This window comes from Geobacillus sp. JS12 (genome assembly GCF_001592395.1).
In the GTDB taxonomy this organism is placed as follows: Bacteria; Bacillota; Bacilli; order Bacillales; family Anoxybacillaceae; genus Geobacillus; species Geobacillus zalihae.
In genome coordinates this window covers 2,147,841-2,167,435 of record NZ_CP014749.1, presented here as the reverse complement: position 1 = coordinate 2,167,435, position 19,595 = coordinate 2,147,841, and the positions used below count along the sequence as shown (strand labels likewise).

22 protein-coding genes are annotated in these 19,595 nt (G+C 52.5%); 21 read left to right on the top strand and 1 reads right to left on the bottom strand.

Annotation, left to right across the window (positions count from 1 at the left end; genetic code table 11):
• Positions 1-60 precede the first annotated feature (60 nt).
• The 11 genes from A0V43_RS10645 to A0V43_RS10595 all read left to right on the top strand — a co-directional run bounded on the left by A0V43_RS10645 (position 61) and on the right by A0V43_RS10595 (position 9,493).
• A complete protein-coding gene (locus A0V43_RS10645; RefSeq protein WP_011232033.1) occupies positions 61-327 on the top strand; it encodes an IreB family regulatory phosphoprotein in 267 nt (88 codons plus the stop codon).
• 4 nt (positions 328-331) lie between these two features.
• Positions 332-748 carry a Holliday junction resolvase RuvX gene (ruvX, locus tag A0V43_RS10640; protein WP_063193063.1) on the top strand — a complete coding sequence of 139 codons (417 nt, stop codon included), beginning with the start codon at positions 332-334 and terminating at the stop codon, positions 746-748.
• A gap of 15 nt (positions 749-763) precedes the next feature.
• Complete coding sequence (locus A0V43_RS10635) at positions 764-1,063, top strand: DUF1292 domain-containing protein (RefSeq protein WP_011232031.1); 300 nt, start codon at positions 764-766, stop codon at positions 1,061-1,063.
• 241 nt (positions 1,064-1,304) lie between these two features.
• Positions 1,305-2,396 carry an endolytic transglycosylase MltG gene (mltG, locus tag A0V43_RS10630; protein ID WP_063193062.1) on the top strand — a complete coding sequence of 364 codons (1,092 nt, stop codon included), beginning with the start codon at positions 1,305-1,307 and terminating at the stop codon, positions 2,394-2,396.
• A gap of 435 nt (positions 2,397-2,831) precedes the next feature.
• Positions 2,832-3,485 carry an O-methyltransferase gene (locus A0V43_RS10625; protein ID WP_063193061.1) on the top strand — a complete coding sequence of 218 codons (654 nt, stop codon included), beginning with the start codon at positions 2,832-2,834 and terminating at the stop codon, positions 3,483-3,485.
• Positions 3,482-4,411, top strand: a complete 930-nt coding sequence (locus A0V43_RS10620; protein WP_011232028.1) for a peptidase U32 family protein — start codon at positions 3,482-3,484, stop codon at positions 4,409-4,411. The genes A0V43_RS10625 and A0V43_RS10620 overlap by 4 nt, the downstream gene beginning before the upstream one ends.
• Positions 4,412-4,429: 18 nt before the next feature.
• Positions 4,430-5,698 (top strand): peptidase U32 family protein, encoded by a 1,269-nt coding sequence (locus A0V43_RS10615; RefSeq protein WP_011232027.1) that lies wholly within the window; start codon positions 4,430-4,432, stop codon positions 5,696-5,698.
• 1 nt (position 5,699) lies between these two features.
• Positions 5,700-6,335 (top strand): uridine kinase, encoded by a 636-nt coding sequence (gene udk, locus A0V43_RS10610; protein WP_020754577.1) that lies wholly within the window; start codon positions 5,700-5,702, stop codon positions 6,333-6,335.
• 110 nt (positions 6,336-6,445) lie between these two features.
• Positions 6,446-6,922 carry a transcription elongation factor GreA gene (gene greA / locus A0V43_RS10605; protein WP_011232025.1) on the top strand — a complete coding sequence of 159 codons (477 nt, stop codon included), beginning with the start codon at positions 6,446-6,448 and terminating at the stop codon, positions 6,920-6,922.
• A gap of 108 nt (positions 6,923-7,030) precedes the next feature.
• Positions 7,031-8,803, top strand: a complete 1,773-nt coding sequence (locus A0V43_RS10600) for a peptidoglycan D,D-transpeptidase FtsI family protein (RefSeq protein WP_063193060.1) — start codon at positions 7,031-7,033, stop codon at positions 8,801-8,803.
• A gap of 66 nt (positions 8,804-8,869) precedes the next feature.
• Positions 8,870-9,493, top strand: coding sequence for a YrrS family protein (locus A0V43_RS10595; RefSeq protein WP_063193059.1), 624 nt, complete (start codon positions 8,870-8,872; stop codon positions 9,491-9,493).
• 113 nt (positions 9,494-9,606) lie between these two features.
• Here A0V43_RS10595 and A0V43_RS10590 read toward each other — a convergent pair whose 3' ends face one another.
• Complete coding sequence (locus A0V43_RS10590; protein ID WP_025949305.1) at positions 9,607-9,816, bottom strand: YrzA family protein; 210 nt, start codon at positions 9,814-9,816, stop codon at positions 9,607-9,609.
• A gap of 189 nt (positions 9,817-10,005) precedes the next feature.
• Here A0V43_RS10590 and A0V43_RS10585 point away from each other — a divergent pair, with 189 nt between their 5' ends.
• The 10 genes from A0V43_RS10585 (at position 10,006) to ytvI (ending at position 19,565) form a co-directional block, all read left to right on the top strand.
• Positions 10,006-10,653: a class I SAM-dependent methyltransferase gene (locus A0V43_RS10585; protein WP_033006987.1), complete on the top strand. Its 648-nt coding sequence runs from the start codon at positions 10,006-10,008 to the stop codon at positions 10,651-10,653.
• 14 nt (positions 10,654-10,667) lie between these two features.
• The gene (gene mtnN / locus A0V43_RS10580; protein WP_063193058.1) at positions 10,668-11,375 is read left to right on the top strand and encodes a 5'-methylthioadenosine/S-adenosylhomocysteine nucleosidase; all 708 of its coding nucleotides are present in this window, start codon (positions 10,668-10,670) and stop codon (positions 11,373-11,375) included.
• 377 nt (positions 11,376-11,752) lie between these two features.
• Positions 11,753-12,676 carry a PLP-dependent cysteine synthase family protein gene (locus A0V43_RS10575; RefSeq protein WP_011232019.1) on the top strand — a complete coding sequence of 308 codons (924 nt, stop codon included), beginning with the start codon at positions 11,753-11,755 and terminating at the stop codon, positions 12,674-12,676.
• 2 nt (positions 12,677-12,678) lie between these two features.
• Positions 12,679-13,812, top strand: coding sequence for a bifunctional cystathionine gamma-lyase/homocysteine desulfhydrase (locus tag A0V43_RS10570; RefSeq protein WP_021322001.1), 1,134 nt, complete (start codon positions 12,679-12,681; stop codon positions 13,810-13,812).
• A 61-nt stretch (positions 13,813-13,873) separates the two neighbouring features.
• Positions 13,874-14,119, top strand: coding sequence for a YrhC family protein (locus A0V43_RS10565; RefSeq protein ID WP_013144672.1), 246 nt, complete (start codon positions 13,874-13,876; stop codon positions 14,117-14,119).
• A gap of 514 nt (positions 14,120-14,633) precedes the next feature.
• Positions 14,634-14,777, top strand: a complete 144-nt coding sequence (locus A0V43_RS19090; RefSeq protein WP_013144673.1) for a YrzI family small protein — start codon at positions 14,634-14,636, stop codon at positions 14,775-14,777.
• A gap of 520 nt (positions 14,778-15,297) precedes the next feature.
• The gene (gene sigK, locus A0V43_RS10560; protein ID WP_063193057.1) at positions 15,298-16,011 is read left to right on the top strand and encodes an RNA polymerase sporulation sigma factor SigK; all 714 of its coding nucleotides are present in this window, start codon (positions 15,298-15,300) and stop codon (positions 16,009-16,011) included.
• Positions 16,012-16,208: 197 nt separating this feature from the next.
• Positions 16,209-17,477, top strand: a complete 1,269-nt coding sequence (locus A0V43_RS10555; RefSeq protein ID WP_063193056.1) for a cation:dicarboxylate symporter family transporter — start codon at positions 16,209-16,211, stop codon at positions 17,475-17,477.
• Positions 17,478-17,849: 372 nt separating this feature from the next.
• Entirely contained in the window at positions 17,850-18,443 is a 594-nt protein-coding gene (locus A0V43_RS10550) for an undecaprenyl phosphate transporter UptA (protein ID WP_013144676.1), read from the top strand.
• Between the two features lie 96 nt (positions 18,444-18,539).
• Positions 18,540-19,565: a sporulation integral membrane protein YtvI gene (gene ytvI / locus A0V43_RS10545; protein ID WP_013144677.1), complete on the top strand. Its 1,026-nt coding sequence runs from the start codon at positions 18,540-18,542 to the stop codon at positions 19,563-19,565.
• The last annotated feature ends 30 nt before the right edge of the window (positions 19,566-19,595 follow it).

Genomic DNA, 19,595 nt, shown 5'->3' with positions numbered 1-19,595 from the left:
GGATCGTGTACAATGGATGTAAAAGGACGGGGTGCCTGAATAAGGAGCGAGGTGGAAACGGTGAGCTCGTTTGACCAAACGATGCAGTTTCATTTTTCAGAGGAGCCGGCCGAGACGAACGTTCGCGAAGTGTTGTTGACGGTGTATGGCGCCTTGCAGGAAAAAGGCTACAATCCGATCAACCAAATTGTCGGCTACTTGTTGTCCGGCGACCCAGCTTACATTCCGCGCCATAAAGATGCGCGTGCGCTCATCCGCAAAATCGAACGCGACGAATTAATCGAGGAATTGGTGAAATTCTATTTACAGGGGCAACGAAAGGATTAACCTGATGCGGACGCTAGGATTAGATTTGGGAACGAAAACGCTCGGCGTTGCCGTTAGCGACGAACTCGGCCTTACAGCGCAAGGATTGGAAACGATCGCCATTGATACGGAGCGCGGCGACTACGGCTTAAAGCGGCTGCGCGCCATCATCGATGAGTACGGCGTCGATACGATTGTCGTCGGGTGGCCGAAAAACATGAACGGCACGCTCGGGCCGCGCGCTGAGGCAAGCGAGCGGTTCGCCGCCAAATTGCGCGAGGAGTTTTCTTTGCCCGTTGTGCTTTGGGATGAACGGCTGTCGACGATGGCCGCCGAACGGATGTTGATCGCTGCCGACGTCAGCCGGAAAAAGCGGCGGAAAGTGATCGACAAAATGGCGGCGTCCGTCATTTTGCAGTCATATTTGGACAGTAAACGATAAATTGGAGGAGAAAACATGGAACACGGAGACCGTCATATTACGGTTGTCGACGAACATGGCAACGAGCAGCTGTGCGAAATTTTGTTTACGTTTGAATCAGATGATTTCGGCAAATCGTATGTGTTTTACTATCCGGTCGGCGTCGAGGCGGAAGATGAGAACGGCGAGACGGAAGTGCACGTTTCCGCCTTCATCCCTGGGGATGAGAACAAAGAAGGCGAACTGCTCCCAATCGAGACGGAAGAAGAGTGGGACATGATCGAAGAAGTATGGAATACGTTTTGTGCTGAACAGGAAGAGGAAGACGACGAATAACGGACAGCAGAGGGGGCCAAAAGGATCGGGGCCCCTTTTCTTATTGTCGTATTATGCGCTGAGAAACGATAAGTTGTGTTCCATGCAATGGTTCAGACATCTTCTTGTTTGTCCGACAAATGTTGCGAAGGGCTTCGATTGACCGGCGCGTTTCCTCCCCTGGCTTTGCATTTTTTGACCGTCAAGGGCGAAAAATGCGGAACTTTGTAGTATAATATGGCCGGGTGAAAGGAGGACAAAGATGAAACAGAACGATTTTAGGGCGCCAGAGGCGCGGCTTGTGCGGAAAATCGTCTTGATTGTCTGTGCTGTTCTGCTGGCGGCGTTTGTCATTGCCGGCGCCAGCAGTTTCTTATACATCCGTTCAGCGCTTAAGCCCGTCGACCCGAATGACCGCACCCCGGTCCATGTCTCGATTCCGATCGGTTCATCGGCGGCGGCGATTGCCGAGCAGCTCGAACAAAAGCGGCTCATTAAAAGCGCGGCCGTGTTTCGCTTATATGTCCGCTGGAAACATGAATCCGGCTTCCAGGCTGGGGAGTATGAGTTGACGCGGGCGATGCCAATGGCGCGCATCATCGAGCTGTTAAAAACGGGGAAATCGCTAAAAATCGGATTGAAGCTGACCGTTCCGGAAGGGTCGCAATTGGTGCAAATCGCTGACCTCATTGCCGCGAAAACAGGGTACAAACAAGAACAGATTATGAAATTGCTTAACGATCGCGCGTATATCGAACGGCTGATGAAAATGCACCCGGATTTGTTGACTGATGATATTTTTCACAAAGGCATCCGCTATCCGCTGGAAGGCTACTTGTTCCCGGCGACGTATGTGTTTGCTGACGAAAAGCCGCCGCTCTCAGAGATTATTGAGGCGATGGTGGCGAAAACGGCAGCTGTGCTTGACACATATAAGGCAGCGATGAAAGAAAAGAACATGTCGCCGCATCAGCTGTTGACGATGTCGTCGCTCATTGAGGAAGAGGCGACGGAAAAAGCTGACCGCGAAAAAATCGCCAGCGTGTTTTACAATCGGCTGCACCGCGGCATGCCGCTTCAAACCGACCCGACCGTTTTGTACGCCCTTGGCGAACATAAAGAGCGTGTGTTGTATAAAGATTTGCAGGTCAATTCGCCGTACAACACGTACATGCATAAAGGGCTGCCGCCGGGGCCGATCGCCAACGCGGGCGTAATGTCGATCGAAGCGGCGCTTGAACCGGCGGCGACCGACTATTTATACTTTTTGGCGACACCGGGCGGCGAGGTCATTTTTACGAAAACGTTGGCCGAGCATAACCGGGAAAAGGCGAAGCATATTGGAAAACAATAGGTCAAAACGGAAGGTAATGGCCGGTGGGGTGAAACGGCTTCGCTTTTCCGTTGTTTTATGGTAGTATAGTTGAACAGACCAACGATAAGAGTCCTTTGCGGCTCTTATTTTTCATGACGACAAAGCGCAAATGCCGGGTTGTATATAGATGCAATTGGAAGCTTTGCCATTTGTAGTTTTTTTCGAGTATTTGATCGACTGTCGGGCGACCGAACAACGCCGCTTAAAGACCCATATATGGGTCTGTGAAGCAGGCCGGTTGTTCGGTCTTCCGTCACGCCAAGGCGTGACGGAGAAGCCTGTGGCTTGCCTCCGACAGTCGAAAATGGGCAAACCGCTTTTCCGTCAAGGATATATTAAACTTCTTCGTTGCATCTATATAGTTCAACTTTGGCGAGCGCTTTTCAGTTTGCTGACGGCAGGGAGGAATTCCTCTTGCTTTCCCATGACATTGTTTCGTACTTGCAAAAGCTGCGTCCGGCGCCGGATGAGGACATTGAGGAGATGGAGCAGTACGCCTATCGGCACTGCATACCGATCATCGATCCGGTGAGCGTCGAAGTGCTGTTATTCATCTTGAAGCTGATCAGGCCGCGCCGCATTTTGGAAATCGGCACGGCGATCGGCTATTCGGCGATCCGGATGGCAAAGGCGCTGCCGGATGCGCGCATTGTGACGATCGAAAAAGACCGGGAGCGGTATGAGCGCGCCCGTTTTTACATCGAAAAGACGAACACCAAGCGGCAAATCGAGGCGGTGTTGGGCGATGCGCTCGCGGTCGAGGCCGATGTGGCGGCCGCCGCGCCGTTTGATGTGCTGTTTATTGATGCCGCCAAAGGGCAATATGAGCGCTTTTTTACGCTCTATGAGCCGTTTGTGGCTGCAGGCGGCCTCATCATCAGCGACAACGTCTTGTTTAAGGGGCTCGTCGCCGCCGAAGCGCCGGCGGACAATCGACGGCTTTGGAACATCGCCCGAAAAATTCGCCGCTACAATGAGTGGCTCATGAGTCGAAGCGGTTATGATACGGTCATCATTCCGGTCGGCGATGGGCTCGCCATATCGAAAAAACGAGGTGAAGAACAGTGAAAAAACCCGAATTGCTCGTGACGCCGACGAGCGTTGCCCATATCGACGAGCTGGCTGAAGCCGGAGCGGACGCGGTCATCATTGGCGAGCAGCGCTACGGTTTGCGGCTTGCCGGCGAATTTTCCCGCCATGATGTCGCTGCCGCCGTCAAAGCCGCCCACCGGCGCGGCATGAACGTGTATGTGGCAATGAACGCCATTTTCCATAACGATAAAGTGGACGAGCTTGGCGACTACGTCGCGTTTTTGGCTGATGTCGGCGCCGATGCCATCGTCTTCGGCGATCCCGCGGTGCTCTTGACTGTCCGAGAAACGGCGCCGCACATGAAGCTCCACTGGAGCACGGAGACGACAGCGACGAACTGGTATGCGTGCAACTATTGGGGCCGGAAAGGGGCGAAGCGCGCCGTCTTGGCCCGCGAGTTGAACATGGACGCCATTTTGGAAATCAAAGCCCATGCCGAAGTGGAAATCGAGGTGCAAGTGCACGGCGCGATGTGCATGTACCAATCGAAGCGCTCGCTGATCGGCAGCTATTTTGAATATCAAGGGAAAGTGATGGAAGTTGAACGGAAGAAGTACGAAAAAGGGATGTTTCTTTACGACAAAGAGCGCGACAACAAATATCCGATTTTTGAAGACGAAAACGGCACGCATATTATGAGCCCGAACGATGTTTGCATGATCGATGAGCTCGGCGACATGGTCGAGGCCGGCATCGACAGCTTTAAAATTGACGGGATTTTGCACGAGCCGCGCTACATTACCGAAGTGACGAAGCTGTACCGCCGCGCCATCGATTTATGCGCCGATGACCGCGAGCGGTACGAACGGGAAAAAGAGGAGCTGCTTGCGGCCGTTGAAGCGCTTCAGCCGCCGCATCGCCGCATCGACACCGGATTTTTCTTCAAAGAGACCATTTATTGAGAAAAGGAGGGAAGCAGCATGCTTTTAAAAAATGATCGCATCTCTGAAATCATTGACGGCAAGCGCGTCATTGTGAAAAAGCCAGAGTTGCTCGCCCCGGCCGGCAACTTGGAAAAACTGAAAATCGCCGTCCATTACGGCGCAGACGCCGTCTTTATCGGAGGCCAAGAGTACAGCTTGCGCGCCAACGCCGACAACTTTACGATCGAGGAAATTCGCGAAGGGGTCGAATTTGCCAATCGATACGGAGCCAAAGTATACGTAACGGCCAATATTTACGCCCATAACGAAAACATCCCTGGCCTTGATGACTATTTGCGGGCGCTTGAAGATGCCGGTGTTTGCGGCATCATCGTCGCCGACCCGCTCATCATCGAAACGGCGCGCCGGGTGGCGCCGAAGCTTGAAGTGCATTTAAGCACGCAGCAATCGCTTACCAACTGGAAAGCGGTCCAATTTTGGAAAGAGGAAGGGCTCGAGCGGGTTGTGCTCGCTCGTGAAGTGGGCGCAGAAGAAATCCGGCAGATCAAAGAGAAAGTCGATATTGAAATCGAGGCGTTCATCCATGGGGCGATGTGTTCCGCCTACTCCGGCCGCTGTGTATTGAGCAACCATATGACGGCGCGCGACTCAAACCGCGGCGGATGCTGCCAGTCGTGCCGCTGGGATTACGATTTGTATCAGCTCTCGGACGGCCGGGAAATTCCGTTGTTTGAAAAAGGGGACGCCCCGTTTGCGATGAGCGCGAAAGATTTGAACTTAATCCGCGCCATTCCGGTGATGATCGAATTGGGTGTGGATAGCTTGAAAATTGAAGGGCGGATGAAATCGATCCATTACGTGGCGACGGTTGTCAGTGTCTACCGGAAAGTCATTGATGCCTACTGCGCTGACCCAGACCATTTCACGATCCGCGAAGAGTGGGTGCGGGAGCTGGAGAAATGCGCCAACCGCGAGACGGCGCCGTCGTTCTTTGACGGCTTCCCGGATTATACAAACCATATGTACGGGACGCACAGCCGGAAAACGACGCATGAATTCGCCGGTTTGGTGCTTGGCTATGACCCGGAGACGGGCATCGCCACCGTCCAGCAGCGCAACCATTTCCGCCCGGGCGATGAAGTCGAATTTTTCGGTCCGGAAATTGAAAACTTCACCCAAGTGATTGAGAAAATTTGGGACGAAGACGGCAACGAGCTTGATGCGGCGCGCCATCCGCTGCAAATCGTGAAGTTTAAGGTCAAGCGCCCTCTCTTCCCGTACAACATGATGAGAAAGGAGAATTAAGATGGGGAAGAAGCCCGTTGTCATCGGCGTCGCCGGCGGCTCCGGCTCGGGGAAGACGAGCGTCGCCCGCGCGATTTACGACCATTTCGGCGACCGCTCGATCCTTGTCTTGGAGCAAGACTTTTACTATAAAGACCAAAGCCATCTTTCGTTTGAAGAGCGGCTGAAGACGAACTATGACCATCCGCTGGCGTTTGACAACGATTTGTTGATTGAGCATATTCATAAGTTGCTTCGCTATGAGCCGATTGACAAGCCGGTGTACGATTATACGCTGCACACTCGCTCAAGCGACGTCATTCGCGTGGAGCCGAAGGATGTCATCATCGTGGAGGGCATTCTTGTCTTGGAGGATGAGCGACTCCGCAATTTAATGGACATTAAAGTATATGTCGACACCGACCCGGACATCCGCATCATCCGCCGTCTCATCCGCGATATGAAAGAGCGCGGCCGCACGTTCGATTCGGTCATCGAGCAATATTTGTCCGTCGTCCGGCCGATGCACAACCAGTTTGTCGAACCGACGAAGCGCTACGCGGATGTGATCATTCCGGAAGGCGGACAGAACGTCGTCGCCATCGATTTAATGGTGGCAAAAATTCGCACAGTTCTTGAACAAAAAGCGGTTTTGTAATAACATAACAGAGACAAAACAATATATTATATAACAAGTAAGCGTACGAACAGCCGTTTTTGCTGTTCGTACGTTTTACATAATGCAGAATATATAGAGGAGTGAGATGAATGGCGAACGAAAAGCAGTATCCGATGACGAAAGAGGGAAAAGAGAAACTGGAACAAGAGCTTGAGTACTTAAAAACGGTCAAGCGGAAAGAAGTGGTGGAGCGCATTAAGATTGCGCGCGGGTTCGGGGATTTGTCGGAAAACTCGGAGTACGATGCTGCCAAAGATGAGCAGGCGTTTGTCGAATCGCGCATCCAAATGCTTGAAAACATGATCCGCAACGCCGTCATCATTGAAGAAGACAAAGAAAACCCGGACGTCGTCTCGCTCGGCAAGTCGGTCACGTTCATTGAACTGCCGGACGGCGAGGAAGAGACGTATACGATCGTCGGCAGCGCTGAAGCCGATCCGTTTGAAGGGAAAATTTCCAACGACTCGCCGATTGCGAAATCGCTTCTCGGCCGCCGCGTCGGCGATGAGGTGACGGTGCAAACGCCGGGCGGGGAAATGCTTGTGAAAATCGTGGCTGTGAAATAAAGGCGGCCGACCTGAACAAGCGGCGGTGTGCGAAGCGAAGAAAATTGCCGCCGCTTGACGTTTCAAACGGAAACACCTCGTCAACACTGATGATGAGGTGTTTTCTTTATGTGGAAAAAGCGAACGCTTGTCATGCTTGCTCTCATTCAATTGGGCTTGTTGTTGCTTGTCGGGCGGCTCGCGCAAATTCAGCTCATTGACACCGAGTCGTTTGCTAATCATAATTTAATTGCCGAAAGCGTCGCCCAGCGGACACAAGAACTGATCATTGACGACGGGCGCGGCTCGTTCGTCGACCGAAATGGCGCGCCGCTCACGAAGCGATACGTGCCGTCGCTTGTCTTATTCCCGTTTTTAACGGCAATGAAATGGCCGATGGAACAAGTCGCCCGCATCGCCGGCGTCTCTGAAGAAGAGATTCGCCGCCAGCTTGAGCAGGCGGACGGTCCGTTCGTCTTAGAGAAGGATGGAGAGCCGCTCGCCTTGAGCGCCCAGCAAATGAAGCAAATTAACGATTTGCGCATTCCGGGGGTATTTGCCGTCAACAAGCAATATCCGCTGGAAACGGTGTACGCCCCGCATTTGCTTGGCTTCACTCGTCCAGATCAGGAGCTCATCAAGAAGCGTTATCCAAAACGGCCGCTGCCGCCAAAGACCGAAGTGGGCATTCAAGGACTTGAGAAGGCGTTTGATGAATTTTTGCTCGCCGACGGCGAAACGAAGCTGCTTTATCACGTTGACGCCGAAGGGCGGCCGCTGTTTGGGCTCGATGTCAAATACAGCGACACGGGCAACCCGTTTTATCCCGTCACCGTGCAAACGACGCTTGACCGTGACTTGCAGCAAGAGATGGAGCAGATCGTTGACCGATACGGGTTGAAAAAAGGCGGTCTCGTTTTGCTGGATATTGACACAAACAGTGTGCTCGCCATGGTCAGCCGCCCAAACATGGACCCGCGTGATCCGTACAAAAACCGCGGGGCGGAAAACCAAATCGTGTTGCCGCAAATCCCTGGCTCGATTTTGAAAACCGTCATTGCGGCCGCGGCGCTTGATGAGGGGCTCGCCTCGCTTGAGACAACGTTTGACTGCAGCCGAAAAATTGACGGCAAAACCCGCGATGAGGAGCATGATTACGGCATGCTTGATTTAGCGGACAGCTTTGCCGTCAGTTGCAACAATGCGTTCGCCACGCTCGGCAAGCAGTTGATCGAGCACGATCCGGATGCGTTTGAAACGTATGCGAGAAAGCTCGGGCTGTATCCGACGGCCGGATGGGAAGGGGCGGTGTACCATGAAGAGCATTTCCGTCAGTTCCCGGAGGAGCAGAAGGGGACGATTTGGCATGATCCGCGCGACAAGCGGGTGCCGCTTGCGGTGGCGCAAACGGCGATCGGGCAAAAAAATGTACGCGTCTCGCCGCTTGGCGTCGCCAACATGATGGCGACCATCGCCCGCGGCGGCGAAGCGCTTCAGGTGCGGGCCGTTGACAAAGTGCTGTATAAAAACGGTGCGACCCTCTTTTCGTTTCCGCCTCAACCGGCTTCAGACATGGCGCCGATCGCGCCGCAGACGGCCGAAGAGCTGCAACGGCTTTTGCGCGGCGTTGTCACCAAAGAGGATGGCACCGGCCGCCGCTTCTGTTCGCTGCCGTATCCGGTCGCCGGCAAATCCGGGACGGCTGAGACAGGAAAAATGGACGGCGGCGCTGAATTGATTAATAAATGGTTTGCTGGCTATTTTCCAGCCGACCGTCCGAAATACGCCCTTGCTGTCGTTGAGCTCGACTGCCCGAGCGGGCGGGCTTCGACGAATGATGTGTTCGCCGCTGCAGTCGAGGCGCTTTATGCTTATGACCGCGCCAAAAATGAAGTGAAGTGACGAACCAAATGTAAGGGGAATCCATGTTTCCAGCACGAACATCATCCAAAGAAGGGAGAGGAGACGGTGGCGCAAATCGAGACGCGCTTTGCCGCCCGCGCCAAGCGGCGGAGGATCAACCGTTGGCTCAACGGAGCCATTGCCGTTGTCGTGCTGCTCATTTTGATTGTCGGCGGGAACTTGCTGTTTGGCGGCGAACCGAGCAAGAAGGAGATGGATCGCGAAGCCAAAACAGAAGCGGCCAATGCGAAGCGGGTGGAAGTGGAAACAGGCGAAGCGGCGGCGCCGACGGAAGCTGAAACGCCGGCCGAGGAAGAAGACGCTGCTTCCACCGATGAAACGAGTAAAGCCGGTGCGACAGAAACGCCGGGCCCGCCGGGGTCCAACGTTGAAAAAGAAATCGTCAATCCGGCATGGCAGCCGATCGGTACGACGCAATCGGAGCCGCATGAAACGGTGTTTAAGAAAGATTCCGTCGACTGGAAGGAAATGCTCGATGCCGTCAGCTATGCGACCGGCATCGCTCCGGAGGAGATGATCGTTTGGTTCATCGGCAACAACGGACCGAACAAAGCAGTCGCGACGATTTCGACGAAAGATCAAGCCGCCCATTACAAAGTGTACATTGAATGGGTGACGAACGAAGGCTGGAAGCCGACGAAGGTGCAAAAGTTGAAACAAAAGCCATAAGCGGCATGATGAGGGGAAGCGGAGATATTCGAAACGTTGGCGGCATCAGTGAAACAATGGCGGTTCACCAGCGGCGGAAACATACACAGGCGCCCAAAAACGAAGGGCGCCTGTTATTTTTTCGCTTTGAAATGAACGACTGCGCTGTAGAACCGCTTTCCGTTTTCCATGACGTGCATTTGATGGGATACATGATGGACGGAAAGCAAGAGCGCCTTGTTATGTTCAATTTGTTCGTTGATTTTTTTCTCGAGCGTCCGCAAGTCGTCCGCTTCAAAAAATTCGATTTTGTCCTCGATCAAATCAAGAGAAATGTTCGGCATCGTTCTTCCTCCTTTCCATTGTCAGTGTAGCAAATTTTCCCGCCCTCATCCACCGATGTACAAGGGGGAACAATACGAACGAAACATGATCGTTGAACAAGGGAAAAACATATGCTACAGTGAGAGCAGGCAATACGAAAAAAACATACTATATTTATAGGAATTATAAACTTTTTGGGGTGTGACCATATGGGCAGAGAGTTTCTTGACTTGTTTGAGCAATGGGCGGAATCGTATGACCGATCGGTCGAAGGATACGATGAGCAATATCGAGACGTGTTTGCCGGTTATGACCGCATTTTAAGCACGGTCGCCGACAAAGCCGGCCAAGTTGTGCTCGAGTTTGGCGTCGGCACAGGAAACTTGACGAAAAAGCTGCTTGAGCGCGGCAAGCGGGTGTACGGGATCGAGCCATCGGCGCCGATGAGGAAAAAAGCAGCGGAAAAGCTCAGCGGGCGAGCGGTCATTCTGGACGGAGATTTTTTGCAATTTCCGACACCGCCGGAGCCGATCGACACGATCGCCAGCACGTATGCGTTTCATCATTTGACGGATGCGGAAAAAGACGAAGCGCTGGCCAAATATAGTCAATTGCTCCATCCGGGTGGTAAAATAGTGTTTGCCGATACGGCGTTTCGCGACAAAGAGGCGTTCCGCCAGGCGATTGAGGAAGCCCGGGCGCGCGGCTTCCACGATTTGGCCGACGATTTGGAACGCGAATATTATACGACGCTTGACGTATTGGCATCACTGTTTTCCAAGCATGGCTTTTCCGCCTCCTTTGCGCAGCAAAACGCGTTCGTCTGGGTGATGGAGGCGGTGAAACAAACGACATAGAAAGAGGGAGAACGATGAAAGCAGCCATTATTGGAGCCATGGAAGAGGAAGTGGCGATTTTGCGTTCGCGCATGGAAGGGCGCGAGGAAACGGTCATTGCCGGGTGCGAATTTTCCAAAGGGCGCCTTGACGGCGTGGAGGCGGTGTTGTTGAAATCCGGGATCGGCAAAGTGAACGCCGCCATGGGAACGACGCTTCTGCTTGACCGCTTTCGCCCTGACTTCGTGATTAACACGGGGTCAGCTGGCGGATTTTTGCCTTCGCTTCGTGTCGGAGATCTTGTCATTTCCAAGGAAGTCGTCCATCATGACGTCGATGTGACCGCGTTCGGCTACGCTTACGGGCAAGTGCCCGGCCTGCCGGCGCGCTACCGGGCGGATGAGACGCTTGTTGAGGCGGCCAAGCAGGCGGCGGCGCGGCTTGATGGCCTGCAGGCAGTGACCGGCTTGATCGCCACCGGCGATTCGTTTATGAACGATCCAAAGCGAGTCGAATTTGTGCGCGGTCAGTTTCCGGAATTGTGCGCCGTCGAAATGGAAGCGGCGGCGATCGCCCAAGTGTGCATGCAATTTGGGACGCCGTTTGTCATCATCCGGGCGTTGTCTGATATTGCGGGTGAGGAGTCGGACGTGTCGTTTGAACAGTTTTTGGAGACGGCGGCGAAACATTCTGCTGAACTTGTCTTGTCGATGCTTTCCGTTATGAAACAGAAGCGCGATTAAGATGCAGCGAAAAAGCAGCTTGTCTATGTTCTCGACTGTCGGAGGCAAGCCGCAGGCTTCTTCCGTCACGCCTAGGCGTAACGGAAGACCGAACAACCGCCTGCTTCACAGACCCATATATGGGTCTTTAAGCGGCGTTGTTCGGTCACCCGACAGTCGATCGAATACTCGGTAAAAGTTGCAAATGGTGATGCTTCAAATTGCATCTATAAAAGATTTTCCGATTGCTCGATTCTGTTTTCCTTCATACAAGTCAGTTTGATAGAATGCGGCGGGCGCTCTACTGGATGTAAAACAAAGTTTCAACTTATATATATAGACAACAAAACACCGCCGTTTTGCTGCTAAACTGAGCGTGAAGAAACGGAGTGACTTGTATGCGCGTAGCAAAAAGCATCCATGAGTTGATCGGCCATACGCCGGTTGTCGAAATTACGCGCTTCCCCCTCCCGGAAGGCGTTCGGCTGTTCGCCAAGCTTGAATACTTCAACCCTGGCGGAAGCATTAAAGACCGGCTCGGACAAGAGCTGTTGCGCGAGGCGTTTGCATCAGGAAAACTGAAAGAGGGGGGCACGATCATCGAGCCGACGGCCGGCAACACCGGCATCGGTCTGGCGCTGGCAGCGATCGGCAAAAACGTGAACATCATTTTTTGTGTGCCGGAAAAATTCAGCATCGAAAAGCAACAGCTGATGAAGGCGCTCGGGGCGCAAATCGTTCATACACCGACTGAAGAGGGAATGGAAGGGGCCATCCGCAAAGCGGAGGAGCTCGCCCGCACGATTCCAGGGGCCTATTGCCCCCAGCAGTTCCAAAACCCGGCTAACCCAAGGACGTATTACAAGACGCTCGGTCCGGAGCTGTGGGACGATTTGGACGGACAGATCGACATTTTTGTCGCCGGCGCCGGTTCCGGCGGCACGTTTATGGGGACAGCGACGTTTTTAAAAGAAAAAAACCCGGCCATTAAAACGGTCATCGTGGAACCGGAAGGCTCGATTTTAGGCGGCGGCAAGCCGGGTCCGCATCGGACGGAAGGGATCGGCATGGAGTTTTTGCCGCCGTTTATGGATCCGGATTATTTTGATGCCATCTACACGATCGCGGACGATGACGCGTTCCGGCGCGTCAGCGAACTCGCAAGACAGGAGGGGCTTTTGGTCGGCAGTTCGTCTGGCGCCGCGTTTCATGCCGCCTTGATGGAAGCAGAGAAGGCAAAGCCAGGGACGAATATCGTCGTCATTTTTCCGGACGGGAGCGAACGCTATTTAAGCAAACACATTTATGAAGGTGGGAGGTAACGATGAGGCGGAAAACAATGCTCATTCATGGCGGCATTCCGGGGGATCCGCATACGGGAGCGGTGTCGGTCCCGATTTATCAAGTGAGTACGTATAAGCAAGAAGAAGTTGGAAAGCATAAAGGGTTTGAATACTCGCGCACCGGCAACCCGACGCGCGCGGCGCTTGAGAAGCTGATCGCCGATCTCGAGGGCGGCGAAGCCGGCTTTGCGTTCGCTTCCGGTATGGCGGCCATTACGGCCGTCATGATGTTGTTTCAAAGCGGCGACCATCTGGTGCTCACTGACGATGTCTACGGCGGCACGTATCGCGTCATGACGAACGTGCTGAATCGGTTCGGGCTTGAGGCGACGTTCGTCGATACGAGCGATGTCGCCAACATCGAGGCGCACATCCGGCCGAATACGAAAGCCATCTATATCGAAACGCCGACGAACCCGCTGTTGAAAATCACTGACTTGCAAGCCGCCGCCGCCATTGCCCGTGCGCATGGGCTGCTATTGATCGTCGATAACACGTTTTCCACTCCGTACTTTCAGACGCCGCTCGAGCTTGGCGCCGATATCGTCATCCATAGCGCGACGAAATATTTAGGCGGCCATAGCGACGTCGTCGCTGGGTTGGCGGTTGTCCGCACGCCGGAGCTTGCCGAACGGCTCCATTACGTGCAAAATTCAACCGGCGGCGTGCTCGGGCCGCAAGATTCATGGCTATTGATGCGCGGGATGAAAACGCTCGCCGTGCGGATGGAGGAACATGAAGAAAATGCGCGCCAAATCGCTGTTTTTTTGGCTGAACACAAGGCGGTCAAGCGCGTCTATTACCCCGGGCTTCCGGATCATCCGAACCACGAGTTGGCGAAAAAGCAAATGCGCGGATTTGGCGGCATGATTTCGTTTGATGTCGGCAGCTTGGAGCGCGCCGAGAACGTGCTGTCGCGCGTGCGCTACTTTACGCTTGCTGAAAGCTTAGGGGCGGTCGAAAGTTTAATTTCGTTGCCAGGGAAAATGACGCACGCCTCCATCCCGAAGGAACGGCGCGAACAGCTCGGCATTACCGACGGCCTGATCCGTTTGTCGGTCGGGCTTGAAGATGTCAACGATCTGCTTGACGATTTGGCGCAAGCGCTTGGCTGAAATTGCCGCTCCCCCTTCCGTCCATGTATGATACAGTGAAAGGGGAGAGGAGGGATCGGGCTTGAACGAACAGCAACGAAACGAGCTGCGGGCCAAGGCGGGCGATTTCAAGATGTACAGCCTTGTCTTGTTCTCGCTCGGGGCGTTTTTCTATTTTGGCACGATGATTCCTGGGGCGCTCGAGGCGGCGAAAAAACCGTTCGCCTTGCTGATGGTTGGAGGCTGTTTCATGGCGGCTTTGTACTGTTCACGTCGCTCCGCCGTTTGCGCCCGCCGCTTGGAGGAAGAGGAAGACCGGTTTGAATGATCAGTGGGGCTCGACGAAAAGCGTCATTGCGCTTATGATTGGCGATAGATTAAGAAAGGAGGGTGTTCCAAAAAGATTGGAACACCCTCTTTCGCTGCTATATATGTGCTTGCTGTTTCTGCTGCACGATCGTTGTGACGATCTTGAAGGCAGGCGGCCTTTTAGGTCAACCCCCTCATTTTGGTTTCGTCATGCTGCCGTCAAAGGGGAGCTTGTTTTTTATAAAAAATGGTTGACAATGGAAATGTTTTTGGATACAATTACCTTCGTAACGTCATTTCTGAGGGGAGGTCGAAGATCATGACAATGGTGATGTGGTCAACATTCGCGTATTTATTCCAGAAAATGGCTATTCGACCTTCCGCCGACCGGGAATGAACGTGCACCGATGACGAAAAACAGCGATCAGGCCGCAGAAGGGGAGTAGTCTCGCTTTCTGCGGCCTTTTTGCACACTGAGCCGCAGAAGCGCTTTCCTTCTGCGGTTTTTTTGCATGGAAAGGAGGTGGGGAGGCATGACGATCCATTTGTTTTTTATCACGATCACGATTGAGCGGAGAAAGCCGCGGCAGCGGAACATCGAAGAGGAGCGGTTCGCCCGTGCAGCCGAGGAGGAGCTTGTTGACCGCAAATGCTTTTTCCATCAACGATTGTTTTAAACATTTCCAGCAATGAAGGATGAAAGGGGAGAAGATTTATGTCCATTGTACTCGTATGGCTTGTGACGTGGATAAAGCAAAGGGGAAACTCCACTTGACTCAGTCGAAAAGGATGCGATCGGTGCTCCGTGTGCTGTTGTTGACGGTCGAATTTCACGAATTGTTCAAAATAAGGCGAAAGCGTTCCTTGTCTTCTTTGATAAAATAACATCTAGAAGAGAAGGTCAAGGAGGGAACGGGGATGTTCGCCATTGTCATGTCGATCATCATTACCGCGTCGATTGCGCTTGTTGTCGCCGCGGAAGTCAGCGTTGAGGCCAAAGCGTAACGGCGGTTCTTCTGCATCGGGAGGGGGATAAGCAGGCGGACCGCATCAGCAGAACGTTGGCGACAATCGTTGCGTCATGGCCGGCTCATTTCGGGCCGGTCTATTTTTGTCGTCAAGACACGGACAACATCGCCCCTGCATATACATAACGATAGGCGGTTTCCGCCGATGACAGCAGGCGGGGGTGAGAGCATGTCCGGCATTTTCACGGCGTTTACGTTTCTGTTGAAAGAGCTGACGTTTCTTGTCTCGTATATTAAAAACAATGCGTTTCCCCAGCCGTTAAGCGCTCAAGAAGAGGAAAAGTATTTGGCGCTGATGGCAAAAGGCGACGAGCAAGCCCGCAACCGGCTCATCGAACACAACTTGCGCCTTGTTGCCCACATTGTGAAAAAGTTTGAAAATACGGGAGAAGAGGTCGAGGATTTAATCTCCATTGGCACAATCGGCTTGATCAAGGCGATTGAAAGCTATTCGCCGGGCAAAGGAACGAAGCTGGCGACGTATGCGGCTCGATGTATCGAGAACGAAATCCTGATGCACCTGCGTTCATTAAAAAAAATGCGCAAAGACGTCTCGTTGCATGAGCCAATCGGCCAGGACAAAGAAGGAAACGAAATCAGCCTGCTTGATATTTTAAAAGCCGAAGGCGAAGACATCGCCGATGAAATCCACTTGAACATGGAGCTCGAACAAGTCAAGCAATATATCAGCGTGCTTGATGAGCGGGAAAAAGAGGTGATCATCAATCGCTTTGGCCTCGGTCGGCAGCGGGAAAAAACGCAGCGTGAAATCGCCAAAGAGCTCGGTATCTCGAGAAGCTATGTCTCGCGCATTGAAAAACGGGCATTAATGAAAATGTTTCACGAGTTTTATCGGCAGGAAAAAGAAAAACGGCGGTCATAACAAAAGCGGGTTGCTGGTGCAGCGACCCGCTTTTTCAGTAGTGGAAGAATAGAAATTATTTTAAAAAACTTAATTCTTTCATTTATATCCTTTAATGAAGCGATTTCAATCAAAAATATTGACAGATTTTATTTTTAAAAGTAAAATAATTTTGTCGTCTTTTGTCTAAATTTGTCTAAAGGAGGCGAAAAAGCATCATGCGCAAGATCGGCTTGGCATGGCAAATTTTCATCGGCCTTATTCTCGGGATTATGGTTGGGGCCATTTTTTACGGAAACCCTAAAGTAGCGACGTATTTGCAGCCGATCGGAGATGTTTTTCTCCGTTTAATTAAGATGATCGTCATCCCGATCGTCGTCTCGAGCTTGATTGTCGGCGTCGCCAACGTCGGTGATGTGAAAAAGCTCGGAAAGTTGGGCGGCAAAACGATCCTTTATTTTGAGATCATTACGACGATTGCCATTATCGTCGGCCTCTTGGCAGCGAACATTTTCCAACCAGGCGTCGGCGTCAATATGAAGTCGCTTGAGAAAACGGATATAAAGTCGTATGTCGATACGACGAACGAAGTGCAGCACCATTCGATGGTTGAAACATTTGTCAACATCGTGCCGAAAAACGTGTTTGAAGCGCTGTCGACCGGGAATATGCTGCCGATCATCTTCTTCTCGGTGATGTTCGGGTTGGGCGTAGCCGCGATCGGTGAAAAAGGGAAACCGGTGCTTCGCTTTTTCCAAGGCACGGCGGAAGCGATGTTTTATGTGACGAACCAAGTGATGAAGTTTGCGCCGTTTGGCGTTTTCGCCCTAATCGGCGTGACGGTGTCGAAATTCGGCGTCGCTTCGCTCCTTCCGCTCAGCAAACTTGTTGTGCTCGTTTATGCGGTCATGGCGTTCTTCGTGTTGGTGGTGCTTGGCGCTGTGGCCAAATTGGTAAATACAAATATTTTCCATATTATAAAAATCTTAAAGGATGAATTAGTGCTTGCCTATAGCACGTCGAGCTCGGAAACCGTGTTGCCTAAGGTTATGGAAAAAATGGAGAAATTCGGTTGTTCGAAGGCTGTAACATCCTTTGTCGTTCCGACCGGCTATTCGTTCAACTTGGATGGGTCGACGCTGTATCAGGCGCTGGCGGCTGTCTTTATCGCTCAACTGTACGGCATCGACATGCCGATTTCACAGCAAATCTCGCTTGTGCTCGTTTTAATGGTGACGTCCAAAGGGATTGCCGGTGTCCCAGGCGTATCGTTTGTCGTCTTATTGGCAACGCTTGGCACAGTTGGCATTCCAGTTGAAGGATTGGCGTTTATCGCCGGCATCGACCGTCTTTTGGACATGGCGCGCACAGTGGTCAACGTCATCGGCAACTCGCTGGCGGCGGTTGTGATGTCGAAATGGGAAGGGCAATATAACGAAGAACAAGGAAAACAATACATCGCTGAGTTGCAGCAGCAAAGCGCCTAAGAAAAAAGTGGCTCAGATGTGTTGATTAACCATTAAAAACGAGTTGACATCGTCCTATTCCTAGCTTTTCTGCCGTAGTCGGCAAGCGTGGGGCTTGCCTTCGTCACGCCTTAGCGTGACGGAAGACCGAACAACGACTCGCTTCACAGACCCATTCATGGGGCTGGAAGCGGCGTTGTTCGGTCACTCGACAGTCGTATGCAATGACCGGTAAAGACGAACAATGTTCAAGCTTTAAATTGCATCTATATAGATGATCATCGATACTCGTGAAAGCGGCTGAATGATCAGCCGCTTTTTCATTTTGTTTGCCAAAGGCGTGTAGTATAATGAAACAATGGACAAGGAAGCAAAAGACAAGGAGGAAAAACGGTGCACGAAGTCATTCAATCGATGTTTTCCTTTTTGACCAGTTTAGGCTATGTCGGCATCGCTCTCGCCTTGATGGTGGAAGTAATCCCCAGCGAGATCGTGTTGGCATATGCTGGATATTTGGTAGCGCGGGGGGATGTCTCATTTGCTGGGGCCGTGGCAGCGGGGACAGTAGGCGGCACGGTGGCGCAACTGTTTTTGTATTGGATGGGCTACTATGGCGGACGGCCGTTTCTAGATCAGTATGGGAAATATGTATTGATCCAGAAAAAACATTTGGATGTGGCGGAACGCTGGTTTGCGAAATTTGGCCCTGGCGTCATTTTCAGCGCCCGATTCATTCCCGTCGTCCGCCATGCGATTTCGATCCCCGCCGGCATTGCTCGGATGAAGTGGCTGCCGTTTACGATTTACACGGTGTTGGCCATCATCCCGTGGTCCATTTTGTTTATTTGGTTGGGAGAACAGCTTGGTCAACGATGGCGGCAAATTGACGAGATGGCGGCGCCATATGTCCGACCGGCTATCGCAGCAGCGGTGGCGGTGGCGGCGATTTATATTGTTTGGCAACGACGACGCCGCGCTGGAAAATGAGCGCATGAAATAGTTGCCCTGTCCGCATGCGGTCGGCTATATTTATATACATGAACCATCTTTTAGCTAAATTTTGAGGAAAAATGAGGGACGAACGTGAAACGTTGGATGATCATTGCGTTGCTATTCGCTGTGGGGTTATGGCTTGTGCCATACAGTGTGCCGCTTCTCTTCGCACTTGCGACCGCACTTTTGCTCGAGCCGTCCATCCGCCGATTGCAAGAAAACTATAAGCTGAAGCGCGTGCACGCCGTCACGGCGATTTTTTCATTGTTCATCATCATTCTGGGGCTTTCCCTTTACTTTCTGGTCGTGATTTTTGTGCAACAAGTGATGGCGCTCTCACAAAAACTGCCTTACGTGTTAAACGAAGCGACGAAAGTGCTCGACCGTCTCATTCAAACGTGGCAGTCGTATTCCAGCTCCATTCCGCAGGAAATCATCGATTCGCTTGAACGCGGCGTCAATACCGTCGAGCAAATGCTTTTGTCGTTTGCGACCAACTTGACGCAGTCGCTCGTCCATTATATTGCCGCCATTCCGGCGTTTTTGATTCATTTTTTAGTGTATTTGATCGCACTGTTTCTCATTTGCCTCGATTTGCCGCAGCTGAAGCAAGGCATGCGCCGCTATTTGTCCGAACGGACCGAACAGCGGCTTGGGATGGTCGTCGCCCAGCTGAGCAAAGCGGGGATCGGCTTTTTAAAAGCGCAGTTTTTGCTTAGTTTAATTACGTTTTTCCTCGCGCTGTCTGGCCTTTTCGTGTTGGGGGTCGACTATGCGGCGTTGATGGCGCTGGTCATCGTCGTCGTTGATATTTTGCCGATTTTAGGAACGGGTTCCGTGCTTGTTCCGTGGGGGCTCATCAGCATGGCGAACGGCAACAATACGCTTGGCATCGGGCTCATCGTGCTGTTTGTCGTCATCACCGTCGTGCGCCGGATCATCGAGCCGAAAGTGTTTTCCACCAATTTGGGCATTTCCCCGCTCGCCGCGCTCGTCAGTGTCTATCTGGGGTTTCAGCTGCTTGGCTTTATCGGGTTGTTCGTCGGGCCGGTCGTTGTCATTTTGGTTGAGGCTCTTGCCAAAGCTGGAGTCATTAAATGGACGATCAAGCTTTGATTTTTTCGAATAAAGGTCTTTGCGGACGAA